This is a genomic window from Gilvibacter sp. CC01 (assembly GCF_055755295.1).
Genome location: NZ_CM146909.1, coordinates 2,385,250 through 2,411,387, shown reverse-complemented (window position 1 = coordinate 2,411,387; position 26,138 = coordinate 2,385,250). Strand labels below are relative to the sequence as shown.

The 26,138-nt window shown below is 44.3% G+C and carries 22 protein-coding genes; 4 read left to right on the top strand and 18 right to left on the bottom strand.

All coding sequences use genetic code 11. The features are described from left to right. Window positions 1-5: 5 nt before the first annotated feature. Window positions 6-1,700, bottom strand: coding sequence for a bacillithiol biosynthesis cysteine-adding enzyme BshC (gene bshC / locus AC0J2F_RS11420; protein ID WP_473007755.1), 1,695 nt, complete (start codon window positions 1,698-1,700; stop codon window positions 6-8). Between the two features lie 45 nt (window positions 1,701-1,745). Here bshC and AC0J2F_RS11415 point away from each other — a divergent pair, with 45 nt between their 5' ends. Then, window positions 1,746-4,217, top strand: coding sequence for a M14 family metallopeptidase (locus AC0J2F_RS11415; RefSeq protein WP_473007754.1), 2,472 nt, complete (start codon window positions 1,746-1,748; stop codon window positions 4,215-4,217). A gap of 63 nt (window positions 4,218-4,280) precedes the next feature. Here the strand turns inward: AC0J2F_RS11415 and AC0J2F_RS11410 are convergent, their stop codons facing one another. Next, entirely contained in the window at window positions 4,281-5,936 is a 1,656-nt protein-coding gene (locus AC0J2F_RS11410) for a serine hydrolase (protein ID WP_473007753.1), read from the bottom strand. Window positions 5,937-6,068: 132 nt separating this feature from the next. Here AC0J2F_RS11410 and AC0J2F_RS11405 point away from each other — a divergent pair, with 132 nt between their 5' ends. Beyond that, the gene (locus AC0J2F_RS11405) at window positions 6,069-7,019 is read left to right on the top strand and encodes a tetratricopeptide repeat protein (protein ID WP_473007752.1); all 951 of its coding nucleotides are present in this window, start codon (window positions 6,069-6,071) and stop codon (window positions 7,017-7,019) included. Here AC0J2F_RS11405 and AC0J2F_RS11400 read toward each other — a convergent pair whose 3' ends face one another. The 15 genes from AC0J2F_RS11400 to AC0J2F_RS11330 form a co-directional block, all read right to left on the bottom strand. Then, window positions 7,020-8,231, bottom strand: a complete 1,212-nt coding sequence (locus AC0J2F_RS11400) for a glycosyltransferase family 4 protein (protein ID WP_473007751.1) — start codon at window positions 8,229-8,231, stop codon at window positions 7,020-7,022. Then, window positions 8,228-9,442: a hypothetical protein gene (locus tag AC0J2F_RS11395; protein WP_473007750.1), complete on the bottom strand. Its 1,215-nt coding sequence runs from the start codon at window positions 9,440-9,442 to the stop codon at window positions 8,228-8,230. The genes AC0J2F_RS11400 and AC0J2F_RS11395 overlap by 4 nt, the downstream gene beginning before the upstream one ends. Beyond that, on the bottom strand, window positions 9,423-10,727 hold the full coding sequence (gene rimO / locus AC0J2F_RS11390) for a 30S ribosomal protein S12 methylthiotransferase RimO (protein ID WP_473007749.1): 1,305 nt from the start codon (window positions 10,725-10,727) through the stop codon (window positions 9,423-9,425). Before rimO ends, AC0J2F_RS11395 begins: the two co-directional genes overlap by 20 nt. 3 nt (window positions 10,728-10,730) lie before the next feature. Further along, complete coding sequence (ftsY, locus tag AC0J2F_RS11385) at window positions 10,731-11,687, bottom strand: signal recognition particle-docking protein FtsY (protein WP_473007748.1); 957 nt, start codon at window positions 11,685-11,687, stop codon at window positions 10,731-10,733. 101 nt (window positions 11,688-11,788) lie between these two features. Continuing rightward, on the bottom strand, window positions 11,789-11,941 hold the full coding sequence (locus tag AC0J2F_RS11380; RefSeq protein ID WP_087523038.1) for a DUF4295 domain-containing protein: 153 nt from the start codon (window positions 11,939-11,941) through the stop codon (window positions 11,789-11,791). A gap of 33 nt (window positions 11,942-11,974) precedes the next feature. Then, window positions 11,975-12,157, bottom strand: a complete 183-nt coding sequence (gene rpmG, locus AC0J2F_RS11375; RefSeq protein ID WP_087523039.1) for a 50S ribosomal protein L33 — start codon at window positions 12,155-12,157, stop codon at window positions 11,975-11,977. Between the two features lie 19 nt (window positions 12,158-12,176). Continuing rightward, window positions 12,177-12,416 (bottom strand): 50S ribosomal protein L28, encoded by a 240-nt coding sequence (rpmB, locus tag AC0J2F_RS11370; RefSeq protein ID WP_473007747.1) that lies wholly within the window; start codon window positions 12,414-12,416, stop codon window positions 12,177-12,179. A 134-nt stretch (window positions 12,417-12,550) separates the two neighbouring features. Continuing rightward, complete coding sequence (locus AC0J2F_RS11365) at window positions 12,551-13,801, bottom strand: competence/damage-inducible protein A (protein WP_473007746.1); 1,251 nt, start codon at window positions 13,799-13,801, stop codon at window positions 12,551-12,553. Then, complete coding sequence (locus tag AC0J2F_RS11360; protein WP_473007745.1) at window positions 13,802-14,143, bottom strand: Hpt domain-containing protein; 342 nt, start codon at window positions 14,141-14,143, stop codon at window positions 13,802-13,804. Beyond that, entirely contained in the window at window positions 14,144-14,755 is a 612-nt protein-coding gene (locus AC0J2F_RS11355; protein WP_473007744.1) for a fumarylacetoacetate hydrolase family protein, read from the bottom strand. A gap of 3 nt (window positions 14,756-14,758) precedes the next feature. Beyond that, window positions 14,759-15,535 carry an exonuclease domain-containing protein gene (locus AC0J2F_RS11350; protein WP_473007743.1) on the bottom strand — a complete coding sequence of 259 codons (777 nt, stop codon included), beginning with the start codon at window positions 15,533-15,535 and terminating at the stop codon, window positions 14,759-14,761. Window positions 15,536-15,619: 84 nt separating this feature from the next. Next, window positions 15,620-16,948 carry a dihydrolipoamide acetyltransferase family protein gene (locus tag AC0J2F_RS11345; RefSeq protein ID WP_473007742.1) on the bottom strand — a complete coding sequence of 443 codons (1,329 nt, stop codon included), beginning with the start codon at window positions 16,946-16,948 and terminating at the stop codon, window positions 15,620-15,622. Window positions 16,949-17,032: 84 nt separating this feature from the next. Continuing rightward, on the bottom strand, window positions 17,033-18,163 hold the full coding sequence (locus tag AC0J2F_RS11340) for a glycosyltransferase family 2 protein (protein WP_473007741.1): 1,131 nt from the start codon (window positions 18,161-18,163) through the stop codon (window positions 17,033-17,035). After that, window positions 18,160-18,786, bottom strand: coding sequence for a recombination mediator RecR (recR, locus tag AC0J2F_RS11335; protein ID WP_087523047.1), 627 nt, complete (start codon window positions 18,784-18,786; stop codon window positions 18,160-18,162). The genes AC0J2F_RS11340 and recR overlap by 4 nt, the downstream gene beginning before the upstream one ends. 77 nt (window positions 18,787-18,863) lie before the next feature. Next, complete coding sequence (locus tag AC0J2F_RS11330) at window positions 18,864-21,377, bottom strand: T9SS type A sorting domain-containing protein (protein ID WP_473007740.1); 2,514 nt, start codon at window positions 21,375-21,377, stop codon at window positions 18,864-18,866. Between the two features lie 78 nt (window positions 21,378-21,455). On the opposite strand from AC0J2F_RS11330, the gene AC0J2F_RS11325 reads away from it, so the two are divergent. Continuing rightward, complete coding sequence (locus tag AC0J2F_RS11325; RefSeq protein ID WP_473007739.1) at window positions 21,456-22,949, top strand: sodium:solute symporter; 1,494 nt, start codon at window positions 21,456-21,458, stop codon at window positions 22,947-22,949. Here the strand turns inward: AC0J2F_RS11325 and AC0J2F_RS11320 are convergent. Then, a complete protein-coding gene (locus AC0J2F_RS11320) occupies window positions 22,890-23,261 on the bottom strand; it encodes a CoA-binding protein (protein ID WP_473007738.1) in 372 nt (123 codons plus the stop codon). The genes AC0J2F_RS11325 and AC0J2F_RS11320 overlap by 60 nt on opposite strands. Window positions 23,262-23,619: 358 nt before the next feature. Between AC0J2F_RS11320 and AC0J2F_RS11315 the strand changes: the two genes are divergently transcribed. Continuing rightward, window positions 23,620-26,061 (top strand): TonB-dependent receptor, encoded by a 2,442-nt coding sequence (locus tag AC0J2F_RS11315; protein WP_473007737.1) that lies wholly within the window; start codon window positions 23,620-23,622, stop codon window positions 26,059-26,061. The last annotated feature ends 77 nt before the right edge of the window (window positions 26,062-26,138 follow it).

Genomic DNA, 26,138 nt, shown 5'->3' with positions numbered 1-26,138 from the left:
AACACTTACAGACGAATTACCGAAAATTCCGATTTAAAGGGATCCAGCTCTTTTAGAAGCAACGGAATCAGGCCGTCGCCCACTTCTAAATAGAAGTCCGAGAAATTGGTATTGCGCTCTTGTAGACTTCCTGCTGGGAATAAGGCAGCTTGCAATTCCTGAGCACGAATAATACGGTCGTTGTGATTGCGTTTCTCCGCTTTGCGTAAGCGCTTCTCGAGGTTGTTAAGACCGTTGATCTGTTTTTTCTCTTGTGCTGCTACCGCCCCTAAGAAAGAAGGATCCGTTTGTTTGGCCAGTTCATAGAGCGCCTCGAACTGTTTTTTCAGATGTTCTTTCTGCGAATCGAAATTGACCGGTAAACTGCTGTGAATCTCCACCAAACGAGCAGCCAGCTTATCGACTGTCTTAAAGAGATCTTCAATGTTAAGGTCTAAGCGCTCCCATTTACCTATTTGCTTCTCGGTTATGAGCAAGGCAGAGTTTCGCAACATCAGCATGGGAAAAACAACTCCCACGGTTTCGAAATACGCTTTGAGCTGCAACCAATAGGCCAATTCACCGCCACCTCCAATATAACAGAGATTCGGTAAGATGACTTCTTGAAAAAGCGGTCTTAGCAGTGCATTCGGAGAAAACTTCTCCGGATTCGATTCTAACAGCTTTAGGATCTCCTCCTCAGAAAAAACAAGCTCCGTTTCGTTTATATAGAATTTGCCATTTTGAGCTACAATACGTTCCCGCACACCCTTATCTAGATAGAATAAGTTGATCTCACGCGGATGCACTTGCTGCTTATAACCAGAAAGGACCAACTTTTCCGTGCTTGCCGTAATGACCTCGTATCCGGTTTGCGATAACAGCTCCCGTTTAGCGTATGGAGCAAAGGCCTTTTTTAACTCGCTGTTGTTGCCGTCTACAATTACAAGGCCCTGCTCGGCAAAAAGCGCATTGGCCAGATAGCGGGTTGCCGCTGCCAAGTCGGTGTATTTTAGGTAGGCACTTTCAAAAAGCTCTTGTAAATACGCGGCTTGTGTACTTTTGCCTGTGGCAGCTCGGATAACCTCTGCCACCTCTTCCAAGCCCTCGGTGGTGAGTTCACCTACAGCTCCGCCATCTTTGCGGTTCCAAACAATCTTACTTCCTTTGAAATTAAAGTAATTGATCTCATCGAAATCGTGATCTTCTGTGGCCATCCAATAAACTGGAATGAACTCGTGTTTCGGATATGCGTCTTTGGCCTGCTTACAAAAGTTGATCACAGAAACGATCTTATACAAAAAGTACAAGGGTCCGGTAAACAAATTAAGCTGATGTCCTGTTGTGATGGTAAAGCTATTGGTGGCCGCGAGCAATTCTATGTTGTGCTGCGTTGCTTCACTTATGGCGACGGAGCCATATGCTGCCAACAGATTGTCCGCTAATTTTTTGCGCCATTCTGGCGAGCAAGCCTGCGACTGCTCTTTTTCTGCAATCTGCGCTCCCAAGGAATCCAAGGAAGGGAAACGATTGTAAAACGGGCGAATGCTTTCTTCCTGTGCCAAATAATCGCATACAGTCTTTGAGAAAAAACCGGTCTTGGAATAGGGTACGTATGCTGCGGACATATGGGTTGGCTGCAATTGGAAGGTAAAAATACGAACTTCGCCAATACCGATTCTAAAAGATTCGTTAATGTTAGTAGGCCGATGTACTTGCATTGTCCCATTTTTCGTAGTTTAGAAGCTTATTTTAACAACCAACCAATGCGAAAATTTACCTTAGTCATTTTACTGTTTGTCGGTCTTGTTGGGCAGGCGCAGTTGCAATCACCTGAAGAATTTTTAGGCTATCCTATTGGAACCCAATTTAGCAGACATGCGGATGTTGTCGCCTATTTTAATCACGTAGCAGACAACAGCCCTATGGTTGTTTACGATACTTACGGAAAGACTTACGAGCGCAGACCGCTTACCTATGCGGTGGTCTCTACTCCGGAGAACCTAGCCAAGCTGGATCAGATTAGAACAGACAACCTAAAAAGCATTGGGTTGGCGAACGGATCTGCGGATCCGGAGATAGCTATTGTTTGGCTGAGTTATAATGTGCATGGCAACGAAGCCTCTAGTACCGAAGCTTCTATGTTGACTTTGTACAAACTGATCACAGAAAAACAAGATTGGCTTAAGAACACTGTGGTTATTATGGACCCTTGTATCAATCCGGATGGTCGTGATCGTTACGCCAATTGGTACAATCAGGTTAAAGCTACGCCTTACAACAGTGCACAAGTCGCCACAGAACACAACGAGCCTTGGCCAGGTGGGCGTCCGAACCACTACTTATTTGACCTCAATAGAGATTGGGCCTGGGCTTCTCAGATAGAATCACAAGCTCGTTTAAAATTATACAACCAATGGATGCCACACATTCACGTGGATTTCCACGAACAAGGCATCAATGAGCCGTATTACTTTGCTCCTGCCGCGGCTCCATACCATGAGATCATTAGCGATTGGCAATATGATTTCCAAGAGGCTATAGGAAGAAATCACGCTAAATACTTTGACAGCGAAGGCTGGCTATTCTTTACTCGTGAGCGCTTTGATTTGTTATATCCGAGTTATGGAGATACCTATCCTACCTTTATGGGAGCCATTGGTATGACTTACGAACAAGCTGGTCATGGGCGTGCCGGCCTGGGAATAGATACAGACGAAGGCTACGAGCTAACGCTTGTGGATCGTGTATTGCACCATACTACTACAGGTTTATCTACAGTAGAAATGGGATCTAAAAATGCCACAAAGCTAAACGACGAGTTTCAGAAGTTCTTCAATACCTCTAATTTGAATTACAAGAGTTTTGTGTTGACAGGGAACGCGGACAATATCAAAGCCTTGACAAAGCTACTCGACAGACACGAGATCAAATATCAGTTTGGCAGCAGTGGCTCATCTAGCGGTTATAAATACTCAACACAAGCTAAAGGAAGCGTGAGTAACCAAGGAGCGCTCATTATTCATACCGATCAGCCTAAAGGAAAAATGGTAAAAGTACTGTTTGAACCGGATGCAGCCTTGGAAGAACCGCTTACTTATGATATTACTGCTTGGAATCTGGTACACGCCTACGGACTTGATGGTGTTGCCAGCGCCACTAAAGTAAGCGGGAACGGCAGCGCTCCTGGGACGAATTATGAAACAGTAAATACAACTGCGGCAGGGTATATTGCCAAATGGAACAGTTTGGCAGATGCTCGTTTCTTATCAAGTATATTGCAAGCGGGAGTTCGCGTTCGCTTTACTGAAAAACCTATGCAACTCAACGGCAAGAACTTTGCACGTGGAAGTTTGGTGATCACCAAAAGCGACAACAGAAACAATCCGGATTTCCCTCAGAACTTAATTGATGCCGCAAAAAAGCACGATCGCTTTTTATACGCTTCAAATACATCTTTTGCAGATCGTACACCAGATTTTGGATCTCCGGATATTAAACTGATCAATCCGCAGCGTGTGGCAATGCTTCAAGGTGAAGGCACCTCTTCACTGAGTTATGGTGCACTATGGCATTTCTTCGAGCAACAATTACACTACCCCATCACTTCTATAAACACAGACAACTTTAGACCGTCTATGCTGCAAGACTTTGATGTGCTTATCATGCCAGAAGGCTGGTACGGCAGTGTGACCAACGGAAACACTTTAGACGATCTTAAAAGTTGGATCCGCAGTGGAGGAAAATTAATTGCCGTTGGACGCGCTGTGAATGCCTTTAGCGGAAAAGAAGGGTTTGGTTTAGAGAATAATGAGAGCGAGAGCAGTGACAATGAGGGTGGTAACCTTACTCCCTATGACCAGCGTGAGCGTGAGAGCTTAAAGAACTTCATCACTGGAGCGATCTACAAGATCAAAATGGACGATACGCACCCTATGGCCTTTGGTTTTGGTGAGACCTATTACAGCCTTAAACTTGGTAGCAGCTCCTTTAAACATTTAGATAATGGCTACAATGTTGGCTATATAGATGGAGACGCGGAAAGTGTAGCTGGGTTCTCAGGAGCAGCTGCAAAGGCCTCACTAAAGAACTCCTTGGTGTTTGGCGAACAACGCATGGGTCGCGGAAGCGTGGTCTATATGGTAGACAACCCTATGTTCCGTTCGTTTTGGGAAAATGGAAAACTACTTTTGGTCAACGGTATTTTCATGGTGAACAGTAATGTTTTTAGACTATAAGACCTCAGAAAAAAACAAGAAAGCCGAACAAATCGTTCGGCTTTTTTTTTATGGTCTGAACGGCTAGTCGATCCGTTTTGCAGGTAAAGATTGCCCGCCTTGATTCAAGGTGAGTCCTGTGGCCTTACCATTGGCATCTACATCAAAGATGAGTTCCCCCGGTACTACTTTTAAAAAGAACTTGTGTTCTGCACTGGCAAAGATCTGTGCTTTGCTTTGACCTGTAGCCTGAACCATTAAATTTCCGCCCTCAACAAACACGCGGATCTCAAATCCGGGCTGCAGCTCGTAAGTACCCTCGTAATTCTTAAGAACACTAACCGGAAGAGTAATCTCCGTCGGAGCAACTGGCGCCTCCATTTCGGTTTCAACACCCATGGATTTGTTGATGCGATCTTCAAACAAGACCTGCTTGCTCCCCTCGCCTACCTGAAAAGTGTATTTGGTAGTGCTGCCTTTAAAAAAGAATTCTGTCGGTGAAACTGCCACCAACGGCAATTTGGTACTTCCTTCACGCTGACTGAAAAGTTGGCCATTCTCTTTGGTAATAAATCGGACCACGTCATTGTCAAATTTATAAGCGCCAACCCATGCCTGTAGCTGCTCATCGGTCAATGAAACTCCAGCAACATCATCCGGATAGGGCTTCCCAATTGCCATAGCAGCCATCTTTATGGCTACTTCGGTAGGTGAATTTCCGTTGGAGTTGCACAAGGCGATCACATAAACATCTTCCTTAGGCAGATAAATTCCGTAGGTATTGTATCCGAAGATACCTCCCCCGTGTTCCACCGTTGGACTGTTATTGATCTCATTGACTTGCCAGCCGTAACCGTAGTATGTCGGTTTCCCGTTGTTGAGCTTAGTATTCACAAAGGCAGCCGCCAATTTGTCCTTTGGCAATAGTTTTTCATCGTTCAAGGCTTCTTGCCAGATCAGCATATCGTCTACATTACTCATCAATGACCCTGCTGCATAGGGAAGGCTCATACTCAAATAATCTGCATTGCGCCATCCACTTTCGGTGGGTTGATAGCCCCAAGCCCGGTTGGGTATCAAGGCTGTTTTGCTACCGTAATAGGAATGCTTCATGCCAAGTGGCTTAAAGATGTTCTTTTCTATGTAATCGGCATAGCTCATATTGGCCACTTTTTCAATGATAGCTCCCAAAATGATATAGCCCGAGTTATTGTAGAGCCATTGTTCTCCTGTTTTGAAGTCCATAGGCTCGTTTTTAAAGAAATCGATGATCTCTAAAGGAGTCATATCTTTACGAGCATTAGCCTGAAAGCTCTGCATGCCAGTATAGCTTTTTATCCCAGAGGTGTGATTGAGCAAATGATGTACGGTGATCTCGTTTCCGTCTGTTGGGTAGTCTGGAAAGAATTTAGTGATCGGATCCTGAACACTGAGCTTTCCTTGTTCTTGCAGCATTAAAATAGCCACTGCGGTAAATTGCTTGGTAATGGAACCCAACTCAAAGACGTTTTCTGGGTTCATAGGCACTTGTAGTTCTAGGTTCGCAAGGCCAAAGGCGTTCTTGTAGATCACTTTTCTGTCTTTGGCTACAAGGGCAGTGATGCCGGGCGCATCTGCAGGATACTGTGCAGCCAACATGGCATCTATATTGGTTTTAAGATCTTGAGCAGTTGCTAGACCAGTAGCAAATAGCACGAAAAACACTACACTGGCTCTAATTGTTCTTTTTAGTTGTTTCATGTCTGGTATTTTACTGTTTATCTGACGCCAGAGCAACACTACTAGTTACATAACACGCCCAAACTTTTTTTAAGTTATTTAAAATTAATGAGATATGAGATTCAAATCCGCAGTGATTAGTATCTTGGGATTATGAAATCCACTCAACTAACACTCGCCTTTTGCACCCTACTCTTGCTAAGCAATTGCAAGAATGAAACCAACAAACCAGACCAAATTCTAGAAACTGAGCCCAAAACCGACTATTACCAAGCCATTTCACTTTTGGGAGATACCTTATATGCACCGTCTGTGAATGATAAACTTCAAGCGCAGTTTGTAGAAAAACAACAGGCTTATATGCAAGATTCCTCGGACTTGGATAAACTGATCTGGTATGGTCGCTTTACTGCCTATACCGGCGATTACAAAGGCGCTATCCAAATCTATTCTGAAGGACTGAAGCAGTTTCCCAAGAACTCCCGTTTGCTGCGCCACCGCGGGCATCGCAATATTTCTATTCGCAAGATCGACAGGGCCATCGCGGATCTGCAGTGCGCTGTAAACTTGATCCTGGACCAAGAAAACTCCTTAGAAGATGACGGCATGCCCAATGCACAAGGAATTCGGCTTACCACCAAGCACGGAAACATATATTATCATTTAGGCTTGGCGCATTATTTAAAGGGCAATTACGAGCAAGCCCTATTTGCCTATAAGAAATGTTTGGAACTGTCTCAAAACAATGACGGGCTAGTTTCTGCCACACATTGGATCGTTTTATCACTTAAGGCCTTGGAGAGAGATGCTGAGATCGCTGCCTATTTAGAACCTATAACAGAAGATCTCGAAGTTATAGAAAACGCCTCTTACCTAGATGCCTGTCTTTATTACAAAGGGGTTAAATCTCTGCAAGAACTCTACAATCCGCAGGCCGAGATCAACTCCAGCAATACGGCCTTGAAATACGGTTTGGCCAGATGGAGCTATCTCAATGAGCAGCAAGAACAGGCCATGATGATTATAGAGGATATCTTAGACGGAGATGATTGGGCCAGTTTTGGCTTTATCGCTGCGGAGGCAGACTTAGCGCGCATGCAGTGATTAGCTATTTTTAGCCATGATCCACTTAGAGAGGTACTTACTGCTTTGTAAGCTCTGGTGCCAGAGCATTTGTCCTATAGTATTGTTTTGGCGGTAAGATTCTAGATGCTGCAATCGATCGTCAATTAAGGCCTTAAATCCATTAGCTCCAGTTTCCAAATTGAATTGTGTATGGAGTAGCTCCAAGCCTTTTTGTTGGGCAGCTTGCCATGCTGTAGGGTCTAGTAGTTTTGCTACGGATGCGATAAAGTCCGCAGCCACATCAGAAGTGATTTCTCCTCCAAAATCTATTGCAACCCCAATTCCTTCTGCGCCAACCGCTGTTGTGACCACAGGACATCCGGCTAGCCACGCGTCAAATACTTTGCGCTTTTGACCGGCCCCAAATTGTAAAGGTGCAAGCAAGAGTTTGTGCGATCGGAGTGCAGCATCTAGATATGCTACAAAACCATGCACATGGATTCCTAGCTTAGGCTTGTGTAATTGTAAAATTGCCTCTGTAAAATAAGAACCGTAGATGTGCAAACTTTCCTGCGGATGTTGCTCGCGCAAGCTTGGCCATAAGGCGACCAGATCTTTTATAGCCTGCACATTGGGCTTGTGTTTGGCTGTCCCGACAAAACAAAAGCCGCTACGGGTATCAAGACTCGGTAAGGATGACGTCTGGGGAACCTCCGAGATCAAAAAAGGTAAATGAAATAGCAGCTCGCTTGGCACCTGATACTGTTGAGTCAACAGTTTTACTTCTGCCTCAGAGATGATCAAACTTAAGTCTGATCTAAAAATAGCAGCCAATTCGCGTTTGGCCATGTCGGTCAAGGTCTTTGGAGCTTCCAACTTGCCTGTACTTTTTCTGTGATCCCTTAAAAAATGTAAGTCTTCGGTGTCTAAGATCCGTAGCGCATTCGGACAATGCTCTTGTACACGCCAACTGTATTGTTCCTCGGTCATAAAACGATCAAAAACAACAATATCCGGCTGTAATTCCTTCAGAAAATCATTAAAGGAATCTGCATTCAATGCTATTTGCGTGTAGGGAATATTCTTTTCTATAAGTATTCCGGATTCAGGCGGAGCTGCTGCAGAACAGAACAAAAGTTCACAGCCCGCTTGGGCAAATAAGTCTAATAATTGAATCATGTATACCCCGGCGCCAGTATGCTGTGGCTGAGGCAGTCCGTGACCAATAAACAAGACTTTTTTGACGATCATTGAGAGAAACTATCGTAAGGAAATTGCAGTGTTCGGATACGTGAGCCTATACTATCGGTCTCCGTATAAGAGACCATAAGGGCTCCTTGAAACAATTGCAGTTGCGGAAACCCACTCGCTCGTTCTGGGCTCATTTTACTGAGCACATATCGGACCTCTTCTCCGGAAGCTTTAATTTGAGTAAGATTGAGATTGGCAGTGCTGCCTTCGTCGGTCAGATACAATGCAAAACTATTGCTATTGGCGTCTACAGCTACATCCACGCGTCCTATGGCTTTACTGGCTTCTAGGACAGAGAATTCATCGAACCACGATCCAGCTCTTTTCGTGGCCAGTTTGACCATAGGTTTGTCATCTACCATAGTAAACCAACCAACAGCTGTAAGTCCATTACTAGCAATAGCAGGCCCATTGACTGGACAGCCGGCAATTTGCCAGTTATCATTATAAACGGCCTTGGGAGTGCTCCATGTAGTATCCTGTAAACGTACTCCATACATATCGCGAACCTCATCGACAGAACGATCTCTGTAGACCACCATAGGTCCGTCCGCAGTATTGGCTATAGAAGTAGCGCAGCAATCACATACACGCTCGTCCAATTGCCACTGCTTGCCCAGGGTACCATCTGCATTAATGATCCCAGCCCTAACAGTCATTTGTCGCAGGGAATCAGGACGATTCACCGTAGTTCGACCGTCTAACCAGCTCGCCATAAAGCCGTCTTTATAGGCGATTACATCTACAAATCCGTGTTCGCTTTGTGTGCTGTCTGTATGCAATTTCTGCGAAGGAGTCCAACGCTTGTTTACAGCATTGTATACTTGATATTTAATATCGTAGGCGTAGGTATCTGGCGCCGATTTTTGCAGATAATGCACAAAGATATTGCCCTTATTTACCGCGATCTGTGGAAAGTCTGCCCAATTGACAAACCAATCTGAACCCGAGGTTATGGTCTGACTATCGGACCAAGTATTCCCATCGTAAGTGGCATATTTGAGCACCGCCAGTGAATCTGCCTGTTCTACCCAACTCATATAGAGTAAGTCGTCTGTGGCATACAAACGAGACATGCCCGCATAGCCCATACTGGGATTCTCTATTTCAAACGGTTCATTGGATGCTTGCTCCGATTGCTGGCAGGAGAAACCAAAAAGTAGGATGCTTAATACAAAAAATCTGTTCGTGTTACCTAACCACTTCACCATATAAATCAAAATCAGTAGCTTCCGTGATCTTGACCTGGACAAAGTCGCCCGTTTTAAGGTATTGGCTAGTTGCATCTAGAAGCACCTCGTTATCTACATCCGGAGAGTCGAATTCAGTACGACCAATGTAGTGATTGCCTTCTTTTCTGTCTATAAGCACCTTGAATTCCTGCCCGATCTTTTCCTGATTCAGCTCCCAAGAGATCTGCGCTTGCAGTTCCATGATCTGATTGGCGCGGTCTTGTTTCACCTCCTCAGGAACATTGTCCTCTAAATTGTAGGCGTGGGTATTCTCTTCATGAGAATAGGTAAAACAGCCCAAGCGTTCAAAACGCATGTCTGCAACCCATTGCTTTAATTCTTGGAAGTGTTCTTCTGTTTCGCCAGGATATCCGACAATTAAAGTAGTTCGAATAGCCATTCCCGGAACTTTCTCACGGAAGAGTTTCAATAAAGCGTTGGTCTTCTCAAAAGTGGTCCCACGACGCATGGACTTTAAGATGTCTGTAGAGATATGCTGTAGCGGAATGTCAATATAATTGCACACCTTAGGCTCCTCTTTGATAACATCTAGCACATCTTCTGGAAAGCCCGTTGGAAAGGCATAATGTAATCGAATCCATTCGATACCGTCTACCTGTACCAAGGCCTTGAGCAGGTCTGCCAAACGGCGTTTTTTGTACAGATCCAGTCCGTAGTAAGTCAAATCCTGAGCGATCAGGACAAGCTCTTTGACACCATCTGCAGCGAGCTTTTCTGCTTCAACTACTAGATCTTCAATCGGTGTAGAACGGTGTTTGCCACGCATTAGCGGAATTGCACAGAACGAACAGGGTCTGTCACAACCCTCGGCAATTTTTAGATAAGCGTAATTCTTAGGTGTAGTAGTTAAGCGCTCACCGATGAGCTCGTGCTTATAATCTGCTCCTAGTGCCTTTAAAAGGCCAGGCAGCTCTGTAGTTCCAAAATACTGGTCAACGTCTGGTATCTCTTGCTGCAGATCTGGCTTGTAGCGTTCAGAAAGGCATCCAGTCACAAAGACCTTGTCGACAAGGCCATCTTCTTTTTGCTGTACAAAATCCAGTATGGTGTTGACACTTTCCTCTTTGGCATTGGCAATGAATCCGCAGGTATTGATCACCACGATATTGCCTTCCTCCTCGTGCACAACTTCTTTGTTGTTGGCGCGCAATTGGCCCATCAACACTTCGGAATCGTATACGTTCTTGGAGCACCCTAAGGTGACCACATTGATCTTGTTCTTCTTTCTGCTTTTGGTACGCATGGCTTATTGCTTGAAGAATGAATCTACAAATTCCAAACGATCAAAGATCTGCAGGTCGTCTATGCCTTCGCCCACTCCAATGTACTTTACAGGCACTTGCAATTGATCACTAATGCCTATTACTACGCCACCCTTGGCAGTTCCGTCTAGTTTAGTGATAGCAAGAGCGGTAACTTCTGTTGCTGCGGAGAATTGTTTGGCCTGTTCAAAGGCGTTTTGTCCGGTGGATCCGTCCAATACCAATAAAACCTCATGCGGCGCTCCAGGAACTACCTTTTGCATAACCCGCTTGATCTTGGTCAGCTCGTTCATTAAATTGACCTTGTTGTGCAAACGCCCTGCGGTATCAATGATGACCACATCTGCCCCATTTGCTTTACCGTTCTCTACAGAATCATAAGCCACAGAAGCCGGGTCGCTTCCCATCTTTTGCTTTACGATGGGCACATCCACGCGATCTGCCCAGATCTGTAACTGATCTATGGCCGCGGCTCTAAAGGTGTCCGCAGCTCCTAAAACCACAGATTTACCAGCAGCCTTATACTGGCTAGCCAGCTTTCCGATAGTCGTTGTTTTTCCGACCCCGTTAACACCTACCACCATGATCACATAGGGCTTGTCTGCCGTTTCCAATCCGAAGGGATCGTTCTGGTCATCATGCGTTTCGGACAATAAACCAGCAATCTCCTCGCGAAGGATCTGGTTGAGTTCGTCAGTACCCAAGTATTTGTCTTTGGCCACACGGGCCTCAATACGGTCTATGATCTTAAGGGTAGTATTTACACCTACATCAGATCGAACCAAAACCTCTTCCAGCTCATCGAGTACGTCGTCATCTACTTTAGACTTACCGGCTACGGCCTTAGAGAGTTTGTCAAAGAAGCTCTCCTTAGATTTCTCTAAGCCCTTGTCTAGGGTTTCCTTCTTTTCTTTGGTAAATATTTTCTTGAAAAAGCTCATGAATGCTTTTGATTATTGACTATAAGAGCTAGCAAAGATACAAAAAACAAAGGGCCGTCTTTTTAAAAAGACAGCCCTGAATATCGTTACGCTAAAAGCGTTTACTGCTTGTTTAACCAGTCGTTAACGGCGTCTGGAGCCATGATAGACTCAACAAAAGTGTAAGCTCCAGTTTTAGGAGACTTTACCATTTTTACCGCTTTGGTCAATCGCTTTGATCCGGTCTGTAAGGATGCTACTGATTTCTTTGCCATAATTCTAGTTTTTAGGTGCCAGCGGCTCCGTACTTACTTAATTTCTTTGTGAACAGTCATACGCTTAAGGATCGGGTTGAATTTTTTCAATTCGATACGGTCTGGCGTATTTTTTTTATTCTTGGTCGTGATGTAACGAGAGGTTCCAGGCATTCCTGACTCCTTGTGCTCTGTGCACTCCAAAATAACCTGTACTCTGTTTCCTTTCTTTGCCATGGTTAGAGACCTTTAGGTGTTATTTTTTAAGAAATCCTTTTTCGCGGGCTTCTTTAAGCACAGCAGAGATTCCTCGCTTGTTAATATCTTTCAAAGCAGAAGTAGAGATCTTAAGGGTGATCCAATTGTCTTCCTCTGGGATATAAAAACGCTTCTTGATCAAATTCACATCGAAGGTGCGTTTTGTCTTATTCATGGCGTGAGATACGTTGTTCCCTACCATTGCTCTTTTTCCAGTAAGCTCACAAACTCTTGACATTGTGCTATACTTTAAAATGTTATTTTTAAACAGGGTGCAAATTTAGCAAAATTAAATCTCCTGAGCAAAAGAGAATTCAGTGTTTTTTCAGAAAGTTTCAATTTTTCTGATCCAAGCCTGCAAATAGTGAAAAATCAGCTGTTTTTTACCAATTGCTTTCTCAGGAGCTCCAAGGCCTTATTTGTAGCTCTTTGTATCACCTTATCGCGGTGTTTCCCAAAGCGATGTTCTTCTGTAATTACTCCCTCAGGTCCAGCAATTCCAATAAATACGGTTCCAACGGGTGCTGCACTATCTCCCAGAGAAGGACCAGCGTTCCCGGTAGTACTTATGGCGTAATCACTCCCAAATAACTCTCTTACTTGCGTAGCCATTGACGCAGCAACTTCTGCGCTGACCACACTATGCTTATCTATTAATGCCTGAGGTACGCCAAGGAGCTTCACCTTCATGTAAGTCTCATAAGGCGTTATACCACCTTTAAAATAGGCAGAGGCTCCGGAGCGAGAAATAAAGGTCTGTGCTATTCGCCCCCCAGTGCAACTCTCGGCTATGCTGAGGGTCTTTCCCATATCGGTCAATAGTTTTGCCACAGCTTCTTCTATAGCACCGTCTTCTTCAAAACCTACAAAAATATGCTCAACCATAGGCATCAAAGCCTTGATCTGCGCCTCTACATCTGATATGACCTGATCTTTGTCCTTGCCCTTTGCAGAAAGTCTGAGCCGAACGCGACCTAAAGAAGGCAAATAAGCCAGTTTTATATGTGCTGGCAATGCGTCTTCCCAGGCCTCAATGCGATTGGCAATACTACTCTCGCCTTCGCCATAGGTCAATAATGTTTTGTGGTATATGAACGGTCTGTCAAAAGTCTCTTGCAATTTTGGCAAGACCGAATCTTGCATCAGCCCTTTCATTTCATAAGGTACCCCTGGAAGCGATACAAAGACCACTCCATCTTGCTGCATCCACATGCCAGGTGCTGTTCCGTGTTGATTGGGAAGCACCATGGCCTTAGAAGGCACCATGGCCTGCGTTAGGTTTGCTGGTAGTGGTTTGCGTTTTACATAGGTCGTGAAAAGCTCATGAATCTGGCGGATTACATCCGCATTCTCCACCAACTCATCCTCAAAGAATTCACAAAAGGTCTGTTTGGTAATATCGTCTTTGGTTGGCCCTAGGCCCCCAGTAACTATAACTACCTGAGAACGAGCTTTTGCCTTAGCTAGAGCGTCTAATATGTGTTGGCGTTCGTCTTGAACCGAGGTGATCTGATAGACTTGGATGCCTATCTTGTTCAACTCCGCAGCAATGTAGGCAGAATTGGTATCTACAATTTGCCCTATAAGGATCTCATCGCCTATGGTGATGATCTCGGCTTGCATTTACAGGTTGAAATCGGCTCTTAGTTCGTCAAAAACGGCATTGAGAATCCCGCTTACTTTGGTCAGTATATCCTCAACAGCAGAAACTGGCTGCGAAGCCTTGGTCCAAGCCTCAATGGCGCGAACATCGTCTACGACATCTATGCCAAACATTTCTAGATTCGGCTTCATTTTATGCGCAAACTGATAAGCGAGTTCCTTATTGTTTACGGCGATAGCCTCTTCTAAAGCCCTTAGGTCTGTAGGTATTTCCTCAAGAAAAGTTTCTGCCACAACAGCTTTAAACTCATCGTCTCCGTCAGCAAGGGCGTCAAGGCTTTCTGGGGAATAGTGTTTACTCATTTATTTAACTTTTATATCGAAGGCGAGATCTTGTTCTAAAAATCCAACCAAACGATCATTTGGGGCTACCGGGCCTACCCCGGCAGGAGTGCCGGTAAATATAATATCTCCGATCTTCAATGTAAAATATCTGGAAACATATTCGATGATCTCATCTATTTTCCAAAGCATTAAAGAGGTATTCCCATCTTGTACTACAGTATCATTTCTTTGCAAACTGAAATTCAAATTATTCAGGTCTTCGTACTTGTTCTTATCAAACCACTTGCCAATCACTGCAGATCCGTCAAATGCTTTTGCCTTTTCCCATGGAAGCCCCTTGTCTTTTACTTGATTTTGAATATCACGAGCGGTAAAATCGATCCCTAAACCAATCTGGTCAAAATACTTATGCGCAAATTTTTTGTCTATATGCTTACCGATGCGATTGATCTTAACCAGCACTTCTACCTCGTGGTGGACCTCCTGAGTGAATTCGGGTATGATAAAAGGGTTTTTCTTAAGTAAAATTGAAGTGTCGGGTTTCATGAACACCACCGGATGTTCCGGACGTTCGTTGTCCAATTCTTCAATATGCTTAGTGTAATTTCTTCCGATGCAAATGATCTTCATGATTTACAGCAATTTATTATTGAAACGATTCAGTTTGATGCGCGTTAATACTTTTTTGGTGTACAGTGGGAAATCGGCATTTAATAACCAACCAAAGTAACCTGGCTCCTTGTCTAATACCTCTTCTACCAGAGTTCCTTTGTATTTCCCAAAGGTGAAAATCTCTCGCCCTTCTTTGTCAAAACCGACAAAGCCAGCGAAGTCTGCAAAATTTTTGTGTGAGGAGAATTCGGCTAAATATTTAACATCGTTCTCCAAGTCTTGGTATCTCTCCAATTGGGCCAATAGCACTTCGTAGGTGGCATTGGTGTCTGCTTCTGCCGAGTGGGCATCCTCTAAATTCTTGTCGCAATAGAACTTATAGGCCGCACCCAAGGTACGCTTCTCCATTTTGTGGAATATGGTCTGTACATCAACAGACATGGCTTTTTTAAGGTCTAGATCTACCTCAGCTCTAAGGAGTTCTTCGGCCAAGAGTGGAATATCAAAACGGTTGGAGTTGAATCCGCCCAAGTCGCAATCTTTAAGCAAAGCCATCACTTTTGGGGCCAATTCCTTGAAACTCGGCTCGGTCGCAACCATCTCATCGGTTATGCCGTGAATATCTGAAGCTTCTTTTGGTATGGGCACTCCTGGATTTACCTTCCAGGTATGACTCTCTTTGTTACCGTTAGGAAATACTTTTAAAATGGAAATCTCTACGATTCGGTCTTGGGCCACATTGGTTCCCGTGGTCTCGAGATCAAAAAAACAAATAGGTCGTCTTAAAACTAGTTGCATGCATTGAGTTTATCCCACAAATTTACTTATAATTTGAGGGAAATTACTACTAAAATGCAGGGGAATATTCCCGGTCTAAACACCTTAGATCTCGCGATTCATGTCCCAGGCCTCTAAGTACTCAGCAACACGTTTTACGAACATTCCTCCCAAAGCTCCATTGACCACACGGTGATCATAAGAGTGCGACAAGAACATTTTATGACGGATACCGATAAAGTCGCCCTCCGCAGTTTCAATGACAGCTGGCACTTTGCGAATAGCTCCTAAGGCTAAGATCCCCACTTGAGGTTGGTTAATGATAGGGGTTCCCATAACGCTGCCAAAAGTGCCCACATTAGTTACGGTATAAGTTCCGCCTTGGATCTCATCTGGCTTTAAAGCATTGTTTCGCGCACGGCCCGCCAAGTCGTTAACTGCTTTGGTCATTCCAACCAAATTAAGCTGATCGGCATTCTTGATCACTGGAACGATAAGGTTACCATCTGGCAGGGCAGCAGCCATACCTAAGTTGATGTTTTTCTTTTTAATGATGCGATCTCCGTCTACCTGAATATTCATCATCGGGAAGTCGCGCAAAGCCTTGGCAACTGCTTCCATAAAGATCGGCGTAAAAGTGATCTTCTCTCCTTCTCTAGTCTCAAAGGATTTTTTAACCTTGTTTCTCCAGTTCCAAATGTTGGTCACATCTACCTCCACAAAGGACTGCACGTGCGCAGAAGTTTCAACGCTCGCTCGCATGTGATGCGCAATGAGTTTGCCCATACGGGTCATTTCAATAACCTCATCTTCTCCATTTACTGAAACAGGAGCCGCTTGGGCTGCAGGTTTTTTGGCTTCTGATGCAGGGCTTGCAACAGCTGATGCTGTTTGCGCCGAAGTTGCAGCAGCACTACTACCACGACTTTTCAGATAGCCCATAATATCATTCTTGGTCACGCGACCCTCTAATCCAGAACCTGGAATGGCATCCAATTCCGATTGAGAGATTCCTTCTGCCTTGGCAATATTCTTGACCAATGGTGAATAGAAACGGTCCTCGCTATTGCTTTTCTGAGCGGGAGCCACGCTTGCTTGCGCAGTTGCAACAGTCTCTGCTACGGCGGCAACCTCTGCAGGAGCCTCCGAAGCTACTGCGGCAGGTTCAGGAGCGCTTGCAGGAGCCTCATCGCCATCGACTTCAATAATCGCAATGGTTTGGCCTACTTGGATCACATCGTCCACCTCAAAAAGTTTTTCCACTAAAACTCCATCCACTTCGCTAGGGACTTCAGAATCGACCTTGTCGGTTGCGATTTCTAGAACCGGTTCATCGGCCTCGATGGTATCGCCAACCTCTTTAAGCCAAGCGGTTAATGTAGCTTCTGCTACACTTTCTCCCATCTTAGGGAGCTTTAATTCAAACTTTGCCATATTCTCAAAAAATAGAGTTCTAAGGTGTAATGCGTTGCAAAATTAATCAAAAAAGCGGGCTAACACTAAATAGTTTTCAATAATTTACCAGTGAATAATTTCTCCTTTTTGATCACTATAATCGCTTCCAAGGATAAAATTACTGCCTTTGGGATGTATTCTAAAGCGATTCCCAGAATTTTTTAGTTCTTGCATTAGACGAATGATCTGTTCGTATTCTATATAGTCAGTATCCATGACCAACAGAGTTTGCGAGATAGCACCGTCAAAGGCCCAAGATTTAGATCGTGTACTAAGAGTATCGAACTCCGACATTTGTTCCAGTTGTTTGCGCAAACTGAGCTGCTCGGATAAAAGGACGGTCTGTCTTACAGGTAATATTGCATTGCTCTTGTTTCTGTAAGACCAAACCGCAAAACGCTTTAAGACCCAAAGACCGATCTTAAGCAGCGGCTGCAACCATTTCTGTTTAGGGAAATGTTTGTCATAAAAGAGCTGCATGGCTCCGTAGAAACGGTCCCAATAAGCCTTATCTCTGGCAGTGCTTTCCCCTTTGTAATGTATGATCGCCGTAGTCCCCAAGTAATAGTTCTTATAACCGGCCTTTGTAAAACTGTACGACAGATCAATGTCTTCACCGTACATAAAATAACGTTCGTCCAAGCCACCAACTTCCAGGTAACGGTCTTTTCTAAATAACATGAACGCACCGACCAACACTCCTACTTCACCTTGGCCATTTTCTGCTATCTCTTGCTGATAATAGCCAGCACCAGAGCCCAAGCCCAGTAATTTTTTAAAAGCAGACGAGATAAAAGGTACCTTGCGTTTAGACTCCGGCAAAAAACAACCCGTTCCATCGATCATCTTTACGCCCAAGGTCCCGAGTTCCTTTAAAGAAATTGCTTTCTCCAAGGCCTTTACAAAAGTCTCTTCTGCAACCATGGTGTCTGGATTAAGCAGACAGATATACTTTCCTTTTGCAGCAGCTACCCCCAAATTGTTGCCGGCGCTAAAACCACCGTTATTCGGGCTTTCGATAAGTTTGACTTGTGGAAATTTGTCACGAACCATGGCCACACTATCATCTGCAGAAGCATTGTCTACCACGATGATCTCGGCTTCCATATTATGAGTGGCCTTAACCACACTGTAAAGGCAGTGCTCCAGAAAATAGCGCACATTGTAGTTAAGAATGACAACCGACAAGGTCACGAGCCGTTACTTTTAAGGGAATTTTCAAAGGGAATTCGTTGCAGTATACTGCGTCCTAAGGTGACCTGATCTGCGTACTCTAGTTCATCGCCTACTGCAATTCCACGAGCAATAGTAGTTGTGGCAACCTCATAGGGCGCCAGTTGTTTGTAGATAAAGAAATTGGTAGTATCTCCTTCCATGGTCGAACTCATGGCAAAGATGACTTCTTTTACCAGACCCGAGGCCACTTTCTGCACTAAGGAGTCTATTTGCAGATCGCCAGGACCTATACCCTCCATAGGTGATATCTTCCCCCCTAAGACATGATATTTGCCCCTAAATTGAGCCGTGTGTTCTATTGCCATCACATCGCGTATGTCTTCTACCACACAAACCACGCTGTCGTCTCGATTAGGATTGGAACAGATATCGCAACGCGGGCTGTCTGAAATGTTGTGACAGTTCTCACAGAATTGGATCTGACTTCGCAATGCCGTGAGACTTTCTGCCAATCGCAGGGTTTGCCCTTGCGGCTGTTTGAGCAAATGCAATACCAAACGGAGTGCTGTTCGTTTTCCAATTCCAGGAAGTAACGAAACCTCATCTACCGCTTCGGCTAATAATTTTGAAGAGAAATCCACAGGCCTAAAGATAAAAAAGCTCCGAGAAACGCAGCGGTCTCTCGGAGCAATTTATTTGTGATTTTATGAGCTGTGGATTAGTTGACGATCAACTTTTTCACGATCATTTTCCCCTCGCTAGACAATCGTACAAAATGCACTCCGCTATTGAGTCTAGAAATATTTAGGTTGTAAACGCCTTGCACATTTACATCTTTCTCATTGATAAGCAAACGGCCATTGATATCAAATACTTGCACATCGACCTCACTGTTGGTTGGCCAACTAATACTTACTTCGTCGCGAGCTGGGTTAGGATACAAGCTCACCAAAGATTCAAAGTTGTTATCTGCAACACTCAACGGATTGTCGTAAACCGGAGATGACCAAACGCCGCGACCATATGTTCCTGCGTAAATGCGATCTGTCGCATTATTGATCTCCAACTCGTTCACACGTACATTTGGCAGATTCGTATTGTAAACTTGCCAGTCGCTCATAGTGTCGTCTATATAGAAAATACCGTAGTTCATTCCTACGTATAGACCATTTACAGAGGTATCATCCCAAACCACAGACAAGGCCGTAAAGTTCGGAAGATTCTTTTTATAGTTCAACCAAGTAGCTCCGCCATCTAGAGTTACGTAAACGCGCGCTCCAGAGTAAGAAGTAGCTAATGCCACTTTATTTGGATCATTCGGGTGAATTGCAATACTGTTAATATTTCCTGCAACTCCGGTAACCGATTGCCAAGGAGTAGCTCCACCATCTTCTGTTTTCAATAGCGCGGCATCCCAGGAAGCCCACATGACGTTGCTATCTGTGTTGGCAATCTTCAGATTGTCTAAATTTGTCGGAAAGACTTGCGATATCGGAGTCCAAGATCCACCAGAATTGGTAGACTTATGAACACGATTATAAGCAACATATACGGTACCGGTAGCCACTGGATCTTGCTCGAAAGGACTTACCCAGTTCCCACTTCCAGGCGAAGGTTCGTTTAAATTAGAATAAGAAACTCCACCATTATTAGAACGGTATAACTGCCCAAATTGGGTAGTTCCGTAAAGCACATTGTTGTTGGTCTTATCTACAAAACTCTCCATCCCGTCTGCACCTAGCCAGTCTCTCCATTCGCCAGCAGTAGTGTATACTGATGTTCCATTGTCTTGAGATCCTCCGGTAATGATAATTGGGTCAGACTGAGAGATCCCAATCTTGTAGAATTGACGGATTCCCAAACCAAAGGATAGATCTGTCCAGAAACTCTGAGACATGGTCGCTTGAGGATCCTCGGCAATAAACAAACCACCGTCGGTTCCTGCATATACCTTATCACCTACATATTCCAAGATATCCACATCGGCATGACAGTAACCCACATTATGAGTACTTGACTCAAACAAGGCCCAGCCCGAAGTACATTCGAAATCTACACCCGCATTAAAAGAGCGCCACACTAAAATTCCAGCGATCAGCACCTCGTCAGCATCAGTAGGACTAACAATGATATCCATATCTCTTGGTGCCTGTCCGGCCGTATCCGAACCAAAGACACTGTAACCAAAATAATTGGTCGACCCGTGCGGGATATTTGTAAAAGTATCACCGCTGTCCACGGAACTAAAGAAACCACCAAAACGATTTCCGTTAGATTGAACTGCGTAAACGCGGTCCGGATCTGCAGGAGTAACCCCTATCATGGTAGGGTTTACAGTGAAACCGCTAATGGTTGAAAAAGTCGCCCCTCCGTCTGTTGATTTATAGAATCCATTTCCAGAAGCGTATACCGTCATAGGATCACCAGGCTTGAACTCGACGTCGTAACCTCTGTTTGCACTCGGAACAGCATCACTCCAAGTAGCTCCACCGTTTGTAGATCGATAAATTCCTTGATTCTGTACGCTAGCGAACATGATGTTAGAGTCTGTTGGGTGGATCAAAATCTTATTTACCACAGAAGCACCTCCGGCAGTTCCGATCTGTGCCCAGGTAGCTCCTGCATCTGTAGATTTGTAAATGATCCCAGAAAAAGAACCGATAAAATAGGTATTGGAATCTTGCGGATCCATAGCGACAGAATACACATCCAGATTAATGAAATAATCGGTAAGTGGGATCCAGCTAGTTCCTCCGTCCAAGGTTTTCCAAACACCTCCGGTTTGCGACCCTATAACAATGTGATTATTATCCGCAGGATCCACAGCAAAACCAGTTACACGACCGATTCCTGGGTTCCAGCCTTGATAATCATCCCAAGAGGTCGGCCCCTCTTCTACCCAGTCGCCTGTTCCGCCAGCAGCAGAACGTGCACTTGGGTTCTCATTCAAATAAGCCTCGAATTGTCTGAGCTCATTGATATAATAGGTCTCTGGCTTTAAGCGACCATCGTCGTCTTGTTGGCGCTCTGCCATATATTCCCAGCGCTTGAATTGCTTAAAGCCGGTGCCACGACCAGTTCCTACAACTTCAAAGTAGGCTTCTGCACTGGTTCTTATTTCGTCGATTGTGAATGTTCCGGCCTCAATCATATCGAGGTATTCTTGAGCCTGACTAGTAGTGGTGCCCCAGCCAGTCAAAGCAACTGCGGCAAGTAGTAGTAGTTTTTTCATGGTTGATTTTTTTTGAAGACTTTCAAATATACGAATCGAAATTTGGATTTCTTATACATTTTAAACAAGTTAGCGCTCATGAACCCTACCCACATTCTCCTATTAATTGCCGGATATTTTGGAATCTTGATTCTAATCTCGATGCTCACCAACAAAGGTGGCAGCAATGCAGATTTCTTTAAAGCTAGCAACAGATCTCCATGGTACGTAGTTGCCTTTGGCATGATAGGCGCCAGTTTAAGCGGGGTTACGTTTATTTCGGTCCCTGGCCAAGTGGCCGCTTCTCAGTTCAGTTACTTTCAGGTTGTGCTTGGATACACAGTTGGTTATGCAGTAATTGGCTTGGTGCTTATGCCGCTTTATTATCGACTAAATCTGACCTCTATCTACGGATATTTAAAGGTGCGATTTGGGGAAAAATCCTATAAGACCGGAGCCTCTTTTTTCTTGTTATCTCGAATAGTCGGCGCAAGTTTTAGGCTTTATTTGGTGGCGAACGTGTTGCAGTACTTAGTTTTTGACAAAATGCCATTTATGGGTGGTACGGGAGTTCCTTTTGCAGTTACTGTAGCCATAACCATTCTCTTGATCTGGTTGTACACTTTTAAAAGTGGCATAAAGACCATAGTTTGGACAGATACCCTACAGACCTTGTTCATGCTTGTAGCCGTTGGAGTTGCCATATATATAATTGCTGCGGATATGGGTTTGTCTCTGGGAGGTTTGACGGATCTCATTGCAGAGAGCGAGCTTTCCAAGATGTTCTTTTTTGACGACTGGAAGTCTGGGCAACATTTTGTAAAACAATTTATAAGCGGAGCCTTTATTGCTATAGTGATGACCGGTTTGGATCAAGACATGATGCAAAAGAATTTGACCTGTAAGAATATAGGCGATGCGCAAAAGAATATGTTTTGGTTCACCATAGTACTAACGGTGGTAAACTTTATCTTCTTGGCCTTGGGCTTGTTGCTTACGGTTTATGCCAACAACAACGGCATAGATGCCGTGCGGGATCAGCTATTCCCCACAGTTGCTGTAGAATCTGGCCTGGGCATTGGCATAGCTGCGCTCTTCATGTTAGGATTGATAGCAGCGGCCTATTCTAGCGCAGACAGCGCCTTGACTTCCCTGACTACGAGCTTTAGCATAGACATATTAGACATTGAAGAGAATAAATCCGAAGCAGAAGCGAAACGCATCCGCAAACGGGTACACGTGGCCATGTCTTTTGTTTTACTCTTGGTGATCATTGGTTTTAAATACCTTATAGCAGACCAAAGTGTGATTACCAAACTACTCACTTACGCTGGGTATACCTACGGCCCCTTATTGGGCTTATACGCCTTTGGATTATTCTCTAACTGGAAGGTGAAAGATCATTTGGTTCCCGCTATTGCCATAGTGACACCCTTTGTAGGTTATGCCATAAGCTGGGCATCTTCTGCTTATCTGAATTTCGACTGGGGATTCTTTATTCTGATACTCAACGGCGCCTTGACCCTTTTAGGCTTAGTACTGATCCGTACTGAGAAGGACGAGCGTACAGGCACGGTCGGCCAAAATACCTAGGCTGTGTAGCTTATTTTCGAACTCCGGATTCTCAGTTCCCGGATTGAAAATGACACGTCTGGGCTTAAGCCCGATGATGTAGTCGTAATACTGTTTTTGGCGCTCGAGGTTCAAGTACAGCGTAACTGTGTCAACACCCTCAAAAGGCAGCAGTGTTGCTGCCACTTCTACCCCCGCAACTTCTCCCTGCCGAAGCCCAACGGCCACAACCTGCTCTCCCTTATCTACCAAGCGCTCTATGGCGTAATAGGAATACCGATTGGGCTTTAAACTAGCTCCTAAAACTAAAGTTTTTCCATTGTTCTGATTCATAGCTCGTTAGTCTTTTATAAAGGGTCGAAGTTCAATTTCAAAATTAACTTAAAACAAAGTTAAAATTGAAATTATCTGTAACACCTGACTTACTAAGCCGTCTATAGAATAGAAATATTTCTTTCTTACTGCTACAATTTTTTACGTTGATGGTTAGTGTTAATTATTGCAGTAAGGTCTCAAACCCGGTCTACTTTAGTCCGGGTTTGTTCATTTTAGGGCGCTAATGCTTATAAAATGTTAAAATGAAAATTTCTTGTAACAAGATTTTATCTAGGCAGTCTTATTGACATAGCTTTTTTATCAGCATTACTGCGGAGAGAAGCTTTGAATTCATCATCAATCAAACAATCGAAAAATGAAACAGTTAGCAGTATGGCTATTGCTATGCCTACCCTTTATTGCCTATTCCAACCCGAACCCTGATAGCGAAAAGATCGGGACCATTAGTGGAGTAGTTTACGACAAGAATCTTCAGGAACCTATACCTTACGTAACCGTGGCGATCATGGATATGGAAGGTCAGGTCATTACCGGAGGTATTACGGACGACAACGGTCAATTCGAGATCAAAGACATTCCTATCGGCAAGGTTAAAGTTGATATCCAATATATAGGATACAAAAATTATATCAAGGAAGTTGAGATCTCAAGAGCGAATCGCAAGATAGATCTGGGCCGCGTAGACCTAGAAGAAGACATTGAATCTCTTGACGAAGTAGTCGTTACTGCAGAACGCACCACCATAGAGCAAAAACTCGACAGAAAAGTGATCACCGTTGGAAAAGACCTTACCACAGCAGGACCAACTGCCTCAGACATTATGAACAATCTGCCTTCTGTGAGCGTGGACCAACAAACCGGAGCCATTGCTTTAAGAGGAAACCAGAATGTTCAGGTGATGGTAGACGGCAAGTTGACCAATGTTCCTGCGGCTCAACTTTTAAGACAGATCCCATCGACCTCTATTGAGAAAATCGAATTGATCACCAACCCATCGGCTAAGTACAATCCGGAAGGGATGAGCGGGATCATTAATATCGTTTTGAAAAAGAATGCCTTGGTTGGTTTTAACGGAGACATTAATGTAGGCTTGACCTATCAACGTCAGGCTAAATTCAACACCGGACTAAACCTCAACTACCGCAATGGAAAGTTCAACCTCTACGGAAGTTACGGAGGAAACTACTCTAAGAATGAGAACTTCGGGAATGTATTTAGACCCAACGACAATTCAGATCAACGATTCAACTTTTTAGACAACAACAAGTCCAATCTCTTTAAAGTGGGGATCGACTTTTATTTGAACGACAAGAACACCATTTCGTTCTTTACCAACCAAAACCTCTTTGACGGAGGCGTGGACGGAACAACAGATATTTTGTTCTTCGACAATCCGAGTTTGGATCAGAGTCAACTTTTTGACAATGCCATTGACAATATGAGTCAGCAGTACAACTTTAACTATAAGTTAGATCTTGCCAAAGAAGGCCACAGTGTTGAGTTGGAAGCAGATTACAACGACTTTGAAAGTGACGAGGATGCCAACTTCAGGTTCAGAGGCAATAGTACCACAACAGACTATATGGACTTTGTAGATACCGAGCGCAGCCGCTTGACCGTTAACTTGGACTACACCAATCCATTAAGCGAAAGCATGAAGCTGGAAGCAGGTATGCAAGCACGACTATTCAATACCGATATCGACTATAACTCAACTGGGCAAACATTGAACGCCAACGGTGATCTGATCAATACGCCAAGTACTAATTTTAAGTACTCTCGTGATATCTACTCCGCTTATGTGAGCTTAGGGAAGAATTATGAGAAATGGAGCTGGCAGTTGGGGGCCCGTGCAGAGACGGTAGAAGTTCGCGCAGACACCAATTCGGTTCGCGCCTTTACCAATGACTATGTGCAGGTGTATCCCTCGGCTTTCTTGACCTATTCACCTTCTGAGAAGAATCAGTTTCAGGTGAGCTACAGCCGTCGTGTTGACCGTCCTGGAGTTGGACAAGTAAACCCTATTCGCGAATGGAGTACCCCACTAATCTCTTCTTTCGGTAATACCAACTTAGAGCCTCAGTTCACAAACTCCATAGAGACGAATTACACGCGTAACCTAGAAAAAGGATCCATCACGGCCGGAGTGTTCTATAGAATCATTGAAGACGAGATCAACCGTGCCCTGTTCATTGATAGAACAGACGTGAACAAGGTGATCTTGACCTTTGACAATTTTAGCAATACAACCGCCTACGGTTTTGAGCTTTCAAGCAACTACCGTCCGACAAAATGGTGGAATTTCAATACCAGCTTCGATCTGTTCTCTCAAAAACAAAAAGGGATCACAGAACAGATAGACAGCAGCATAGAGAACCCCACAGCCGACAATATAGAAACCAATACGGTAGCCGTTACCAACACGGCCTGGAACTTTAGAATGATCAACAACTTTAAAGTGACCAAGACCGTGACCTTTACCGCCTTTGGGATGTACCGCGGTAAAAACAAGAACATTCAGTTCGATGTTGACCCTATGGTCATGGTAAACCTCGGCGCACGTGTTTCGCTTTGGGACGGACAGGGTACTTTCTCGGTGAACTACAACGACATCTTTAACAGCATGCGCTTTAAATTCGTCGGACAGAATCCGTACTTGCAACAAGGACAGTTCAACTGGGAAAGCAACACCGTGTTTGTTGGACTCAACTACCGCTTCGGAGGTGGAAAATACCGTGCCAAGTCCAGAAAACGTCGTGATAATGACGAGAAACAAGGCAGCGGTGGAATCTTCTAACTATCTGATACTGTTATAAAAACGTTAAACTCAAGGTGCCAATGAAACATTGGCACCGTTTATGAGTCTATTATAGT

Bases quoted from the DNA above. Each gene is read 5' to 3' on its own strand.
- rpmG (WP_087523039.1), bottom strand. From the start codon at position 12,157: ATGGCAAAGAAAGGAAACAGAGTACAGGTTATTTTGGAGTGCACAGAG.
- AC0J2F_RS11355 (WP_473007744.1), bottom strand. From the start codon at position 14,755: ATGAAGATCATTTGCATCGGAAGAAATTACACTAAGCATATTGAAGAA.
- AC0J2F_RS11365 (WP_473007746.1), bottom strand. From the start codon at position 13,801: ATGCAAGCCGAGATCATCACCATAGGCGATGAGATCCTTATAGGGCAA.
- AC0J2F_RS11415 (WP_473007754.1), top strand. From the start codon at position 1,746: ATGCGAAAATTTACCTTAGTCATTTTACTGTTTGTCGGTCTTGTTGGG.
- AC0J2F_RS11405 (WP_473007752.1), top strand. From the start codon at position 6,069: ATGAAATCCACTCAACTAACACTCGCCTTTTGCACCCTACTCTTGCTA.
- AC0J2F_RS11360 (WP_473007745.1), bottom strand. From the start codon at position 14,143: ATGAGTAAACACTATTCCCCAGAAAGCCTTGACGCCCTTGCTGACGGA.
- AC0J2F_RS11400 (WP_473007751.1), bottom strand. From the start codon at position 8,231: ATGATCGTCAAAAAAGTCTTGTTTATTGGTCACGGACTGCCTCAGCCA.
- AC0J2F_RS11325 (WP_473007739.1), top strand. From the start codon at position 21,456: ATGAACCCTACCCACATTCTCCTATTAATTGCCGGATATTTTGGAATC.
- AC0J2F_RS11410 (WP_473007753.1), bottom strand. From the start codon at position 5,936: ATGAAACAACTAAAAAGAACAATTAGAGCCAGTGTAGTGTTTTTCGTG.
- rpmB (WP_473007747.1), bottom strand. From the start codon at position 12,416: ATGTCAAGAGTTTGTGAGCTTACTGGAAAAAGAGCAATGGTAGGGAAC.
- AC0J2F_RS11330 (WP_473007740.1), bottom strand. From the start codon at position 21,377: ATGAAAAAACTACTACTACTTGCCGCAGTTGCTTTGACTGGCTGGGGC.
- rimO (WP_473007749.1), bottom strand. From the start codon at position 10,727: ATGCGTACCAAAAGCAGAAAGAAGAACAAGATCAATGTGGTCACCTTA.
- AC0J2F_RS11320 (WP_473007738.1), bottom strand. From the start codon at position 23,261: ATGAATCAGAACAATGGAAAAACTTTAGTTTTAGGAGCTAGTTTAAAG.
- AC0J2F_RS11380 (WP_087523038.1), bottom strand. From the start codon at position 11,941: ATGGCAAAGAAATCAGTAGCATCCTTACAGACCGGATCAAAGCGATTG.
- ftsY (WP_473007748.1), bottom strand. From the start codon at position 11,687: ATGAGCTTTTTCAAGAAAATATTTACCAAAGAAAAGAAGGAAACCCTA.
- AC0J2F_RS11395 (WP_473007750.1), bottom strand. From the start codon at position 9,442: ATGGTGAAGTGGTTAGGTAACACGAACAGATTTTTTGTATTAAGCATC.
- bshC (WP_473007755.1), bottom strand. From the start codon at position 1,700: ATGCAAGTACATCGGCCTACTAACATTAACGAATCTTTTAGAATCGGT.
- AC0J2F_RS11350 (WP_473007743.1), bottom strand. From the start codon at position 15,535: ATGCAACTAGTTTTAAGACGACCTATTTGTTTTTTTGATCTCGAGACC.
- AC0J2F_RS11315 (WP_473007737.1), top strand. From the start codon at position 23,620: ATGAAACAGTTAGCAGTATGGCTATTGCTATGCCTACCCTTTATTGCC.
- AC0J2F_RS11345 (WP_473007742.1), bottom strand. From the start codon at position 16,948: ATGGCAAAGTTTGAATTAAAGCTCCCTAAGATGGGAGAAAGTGTAGCA.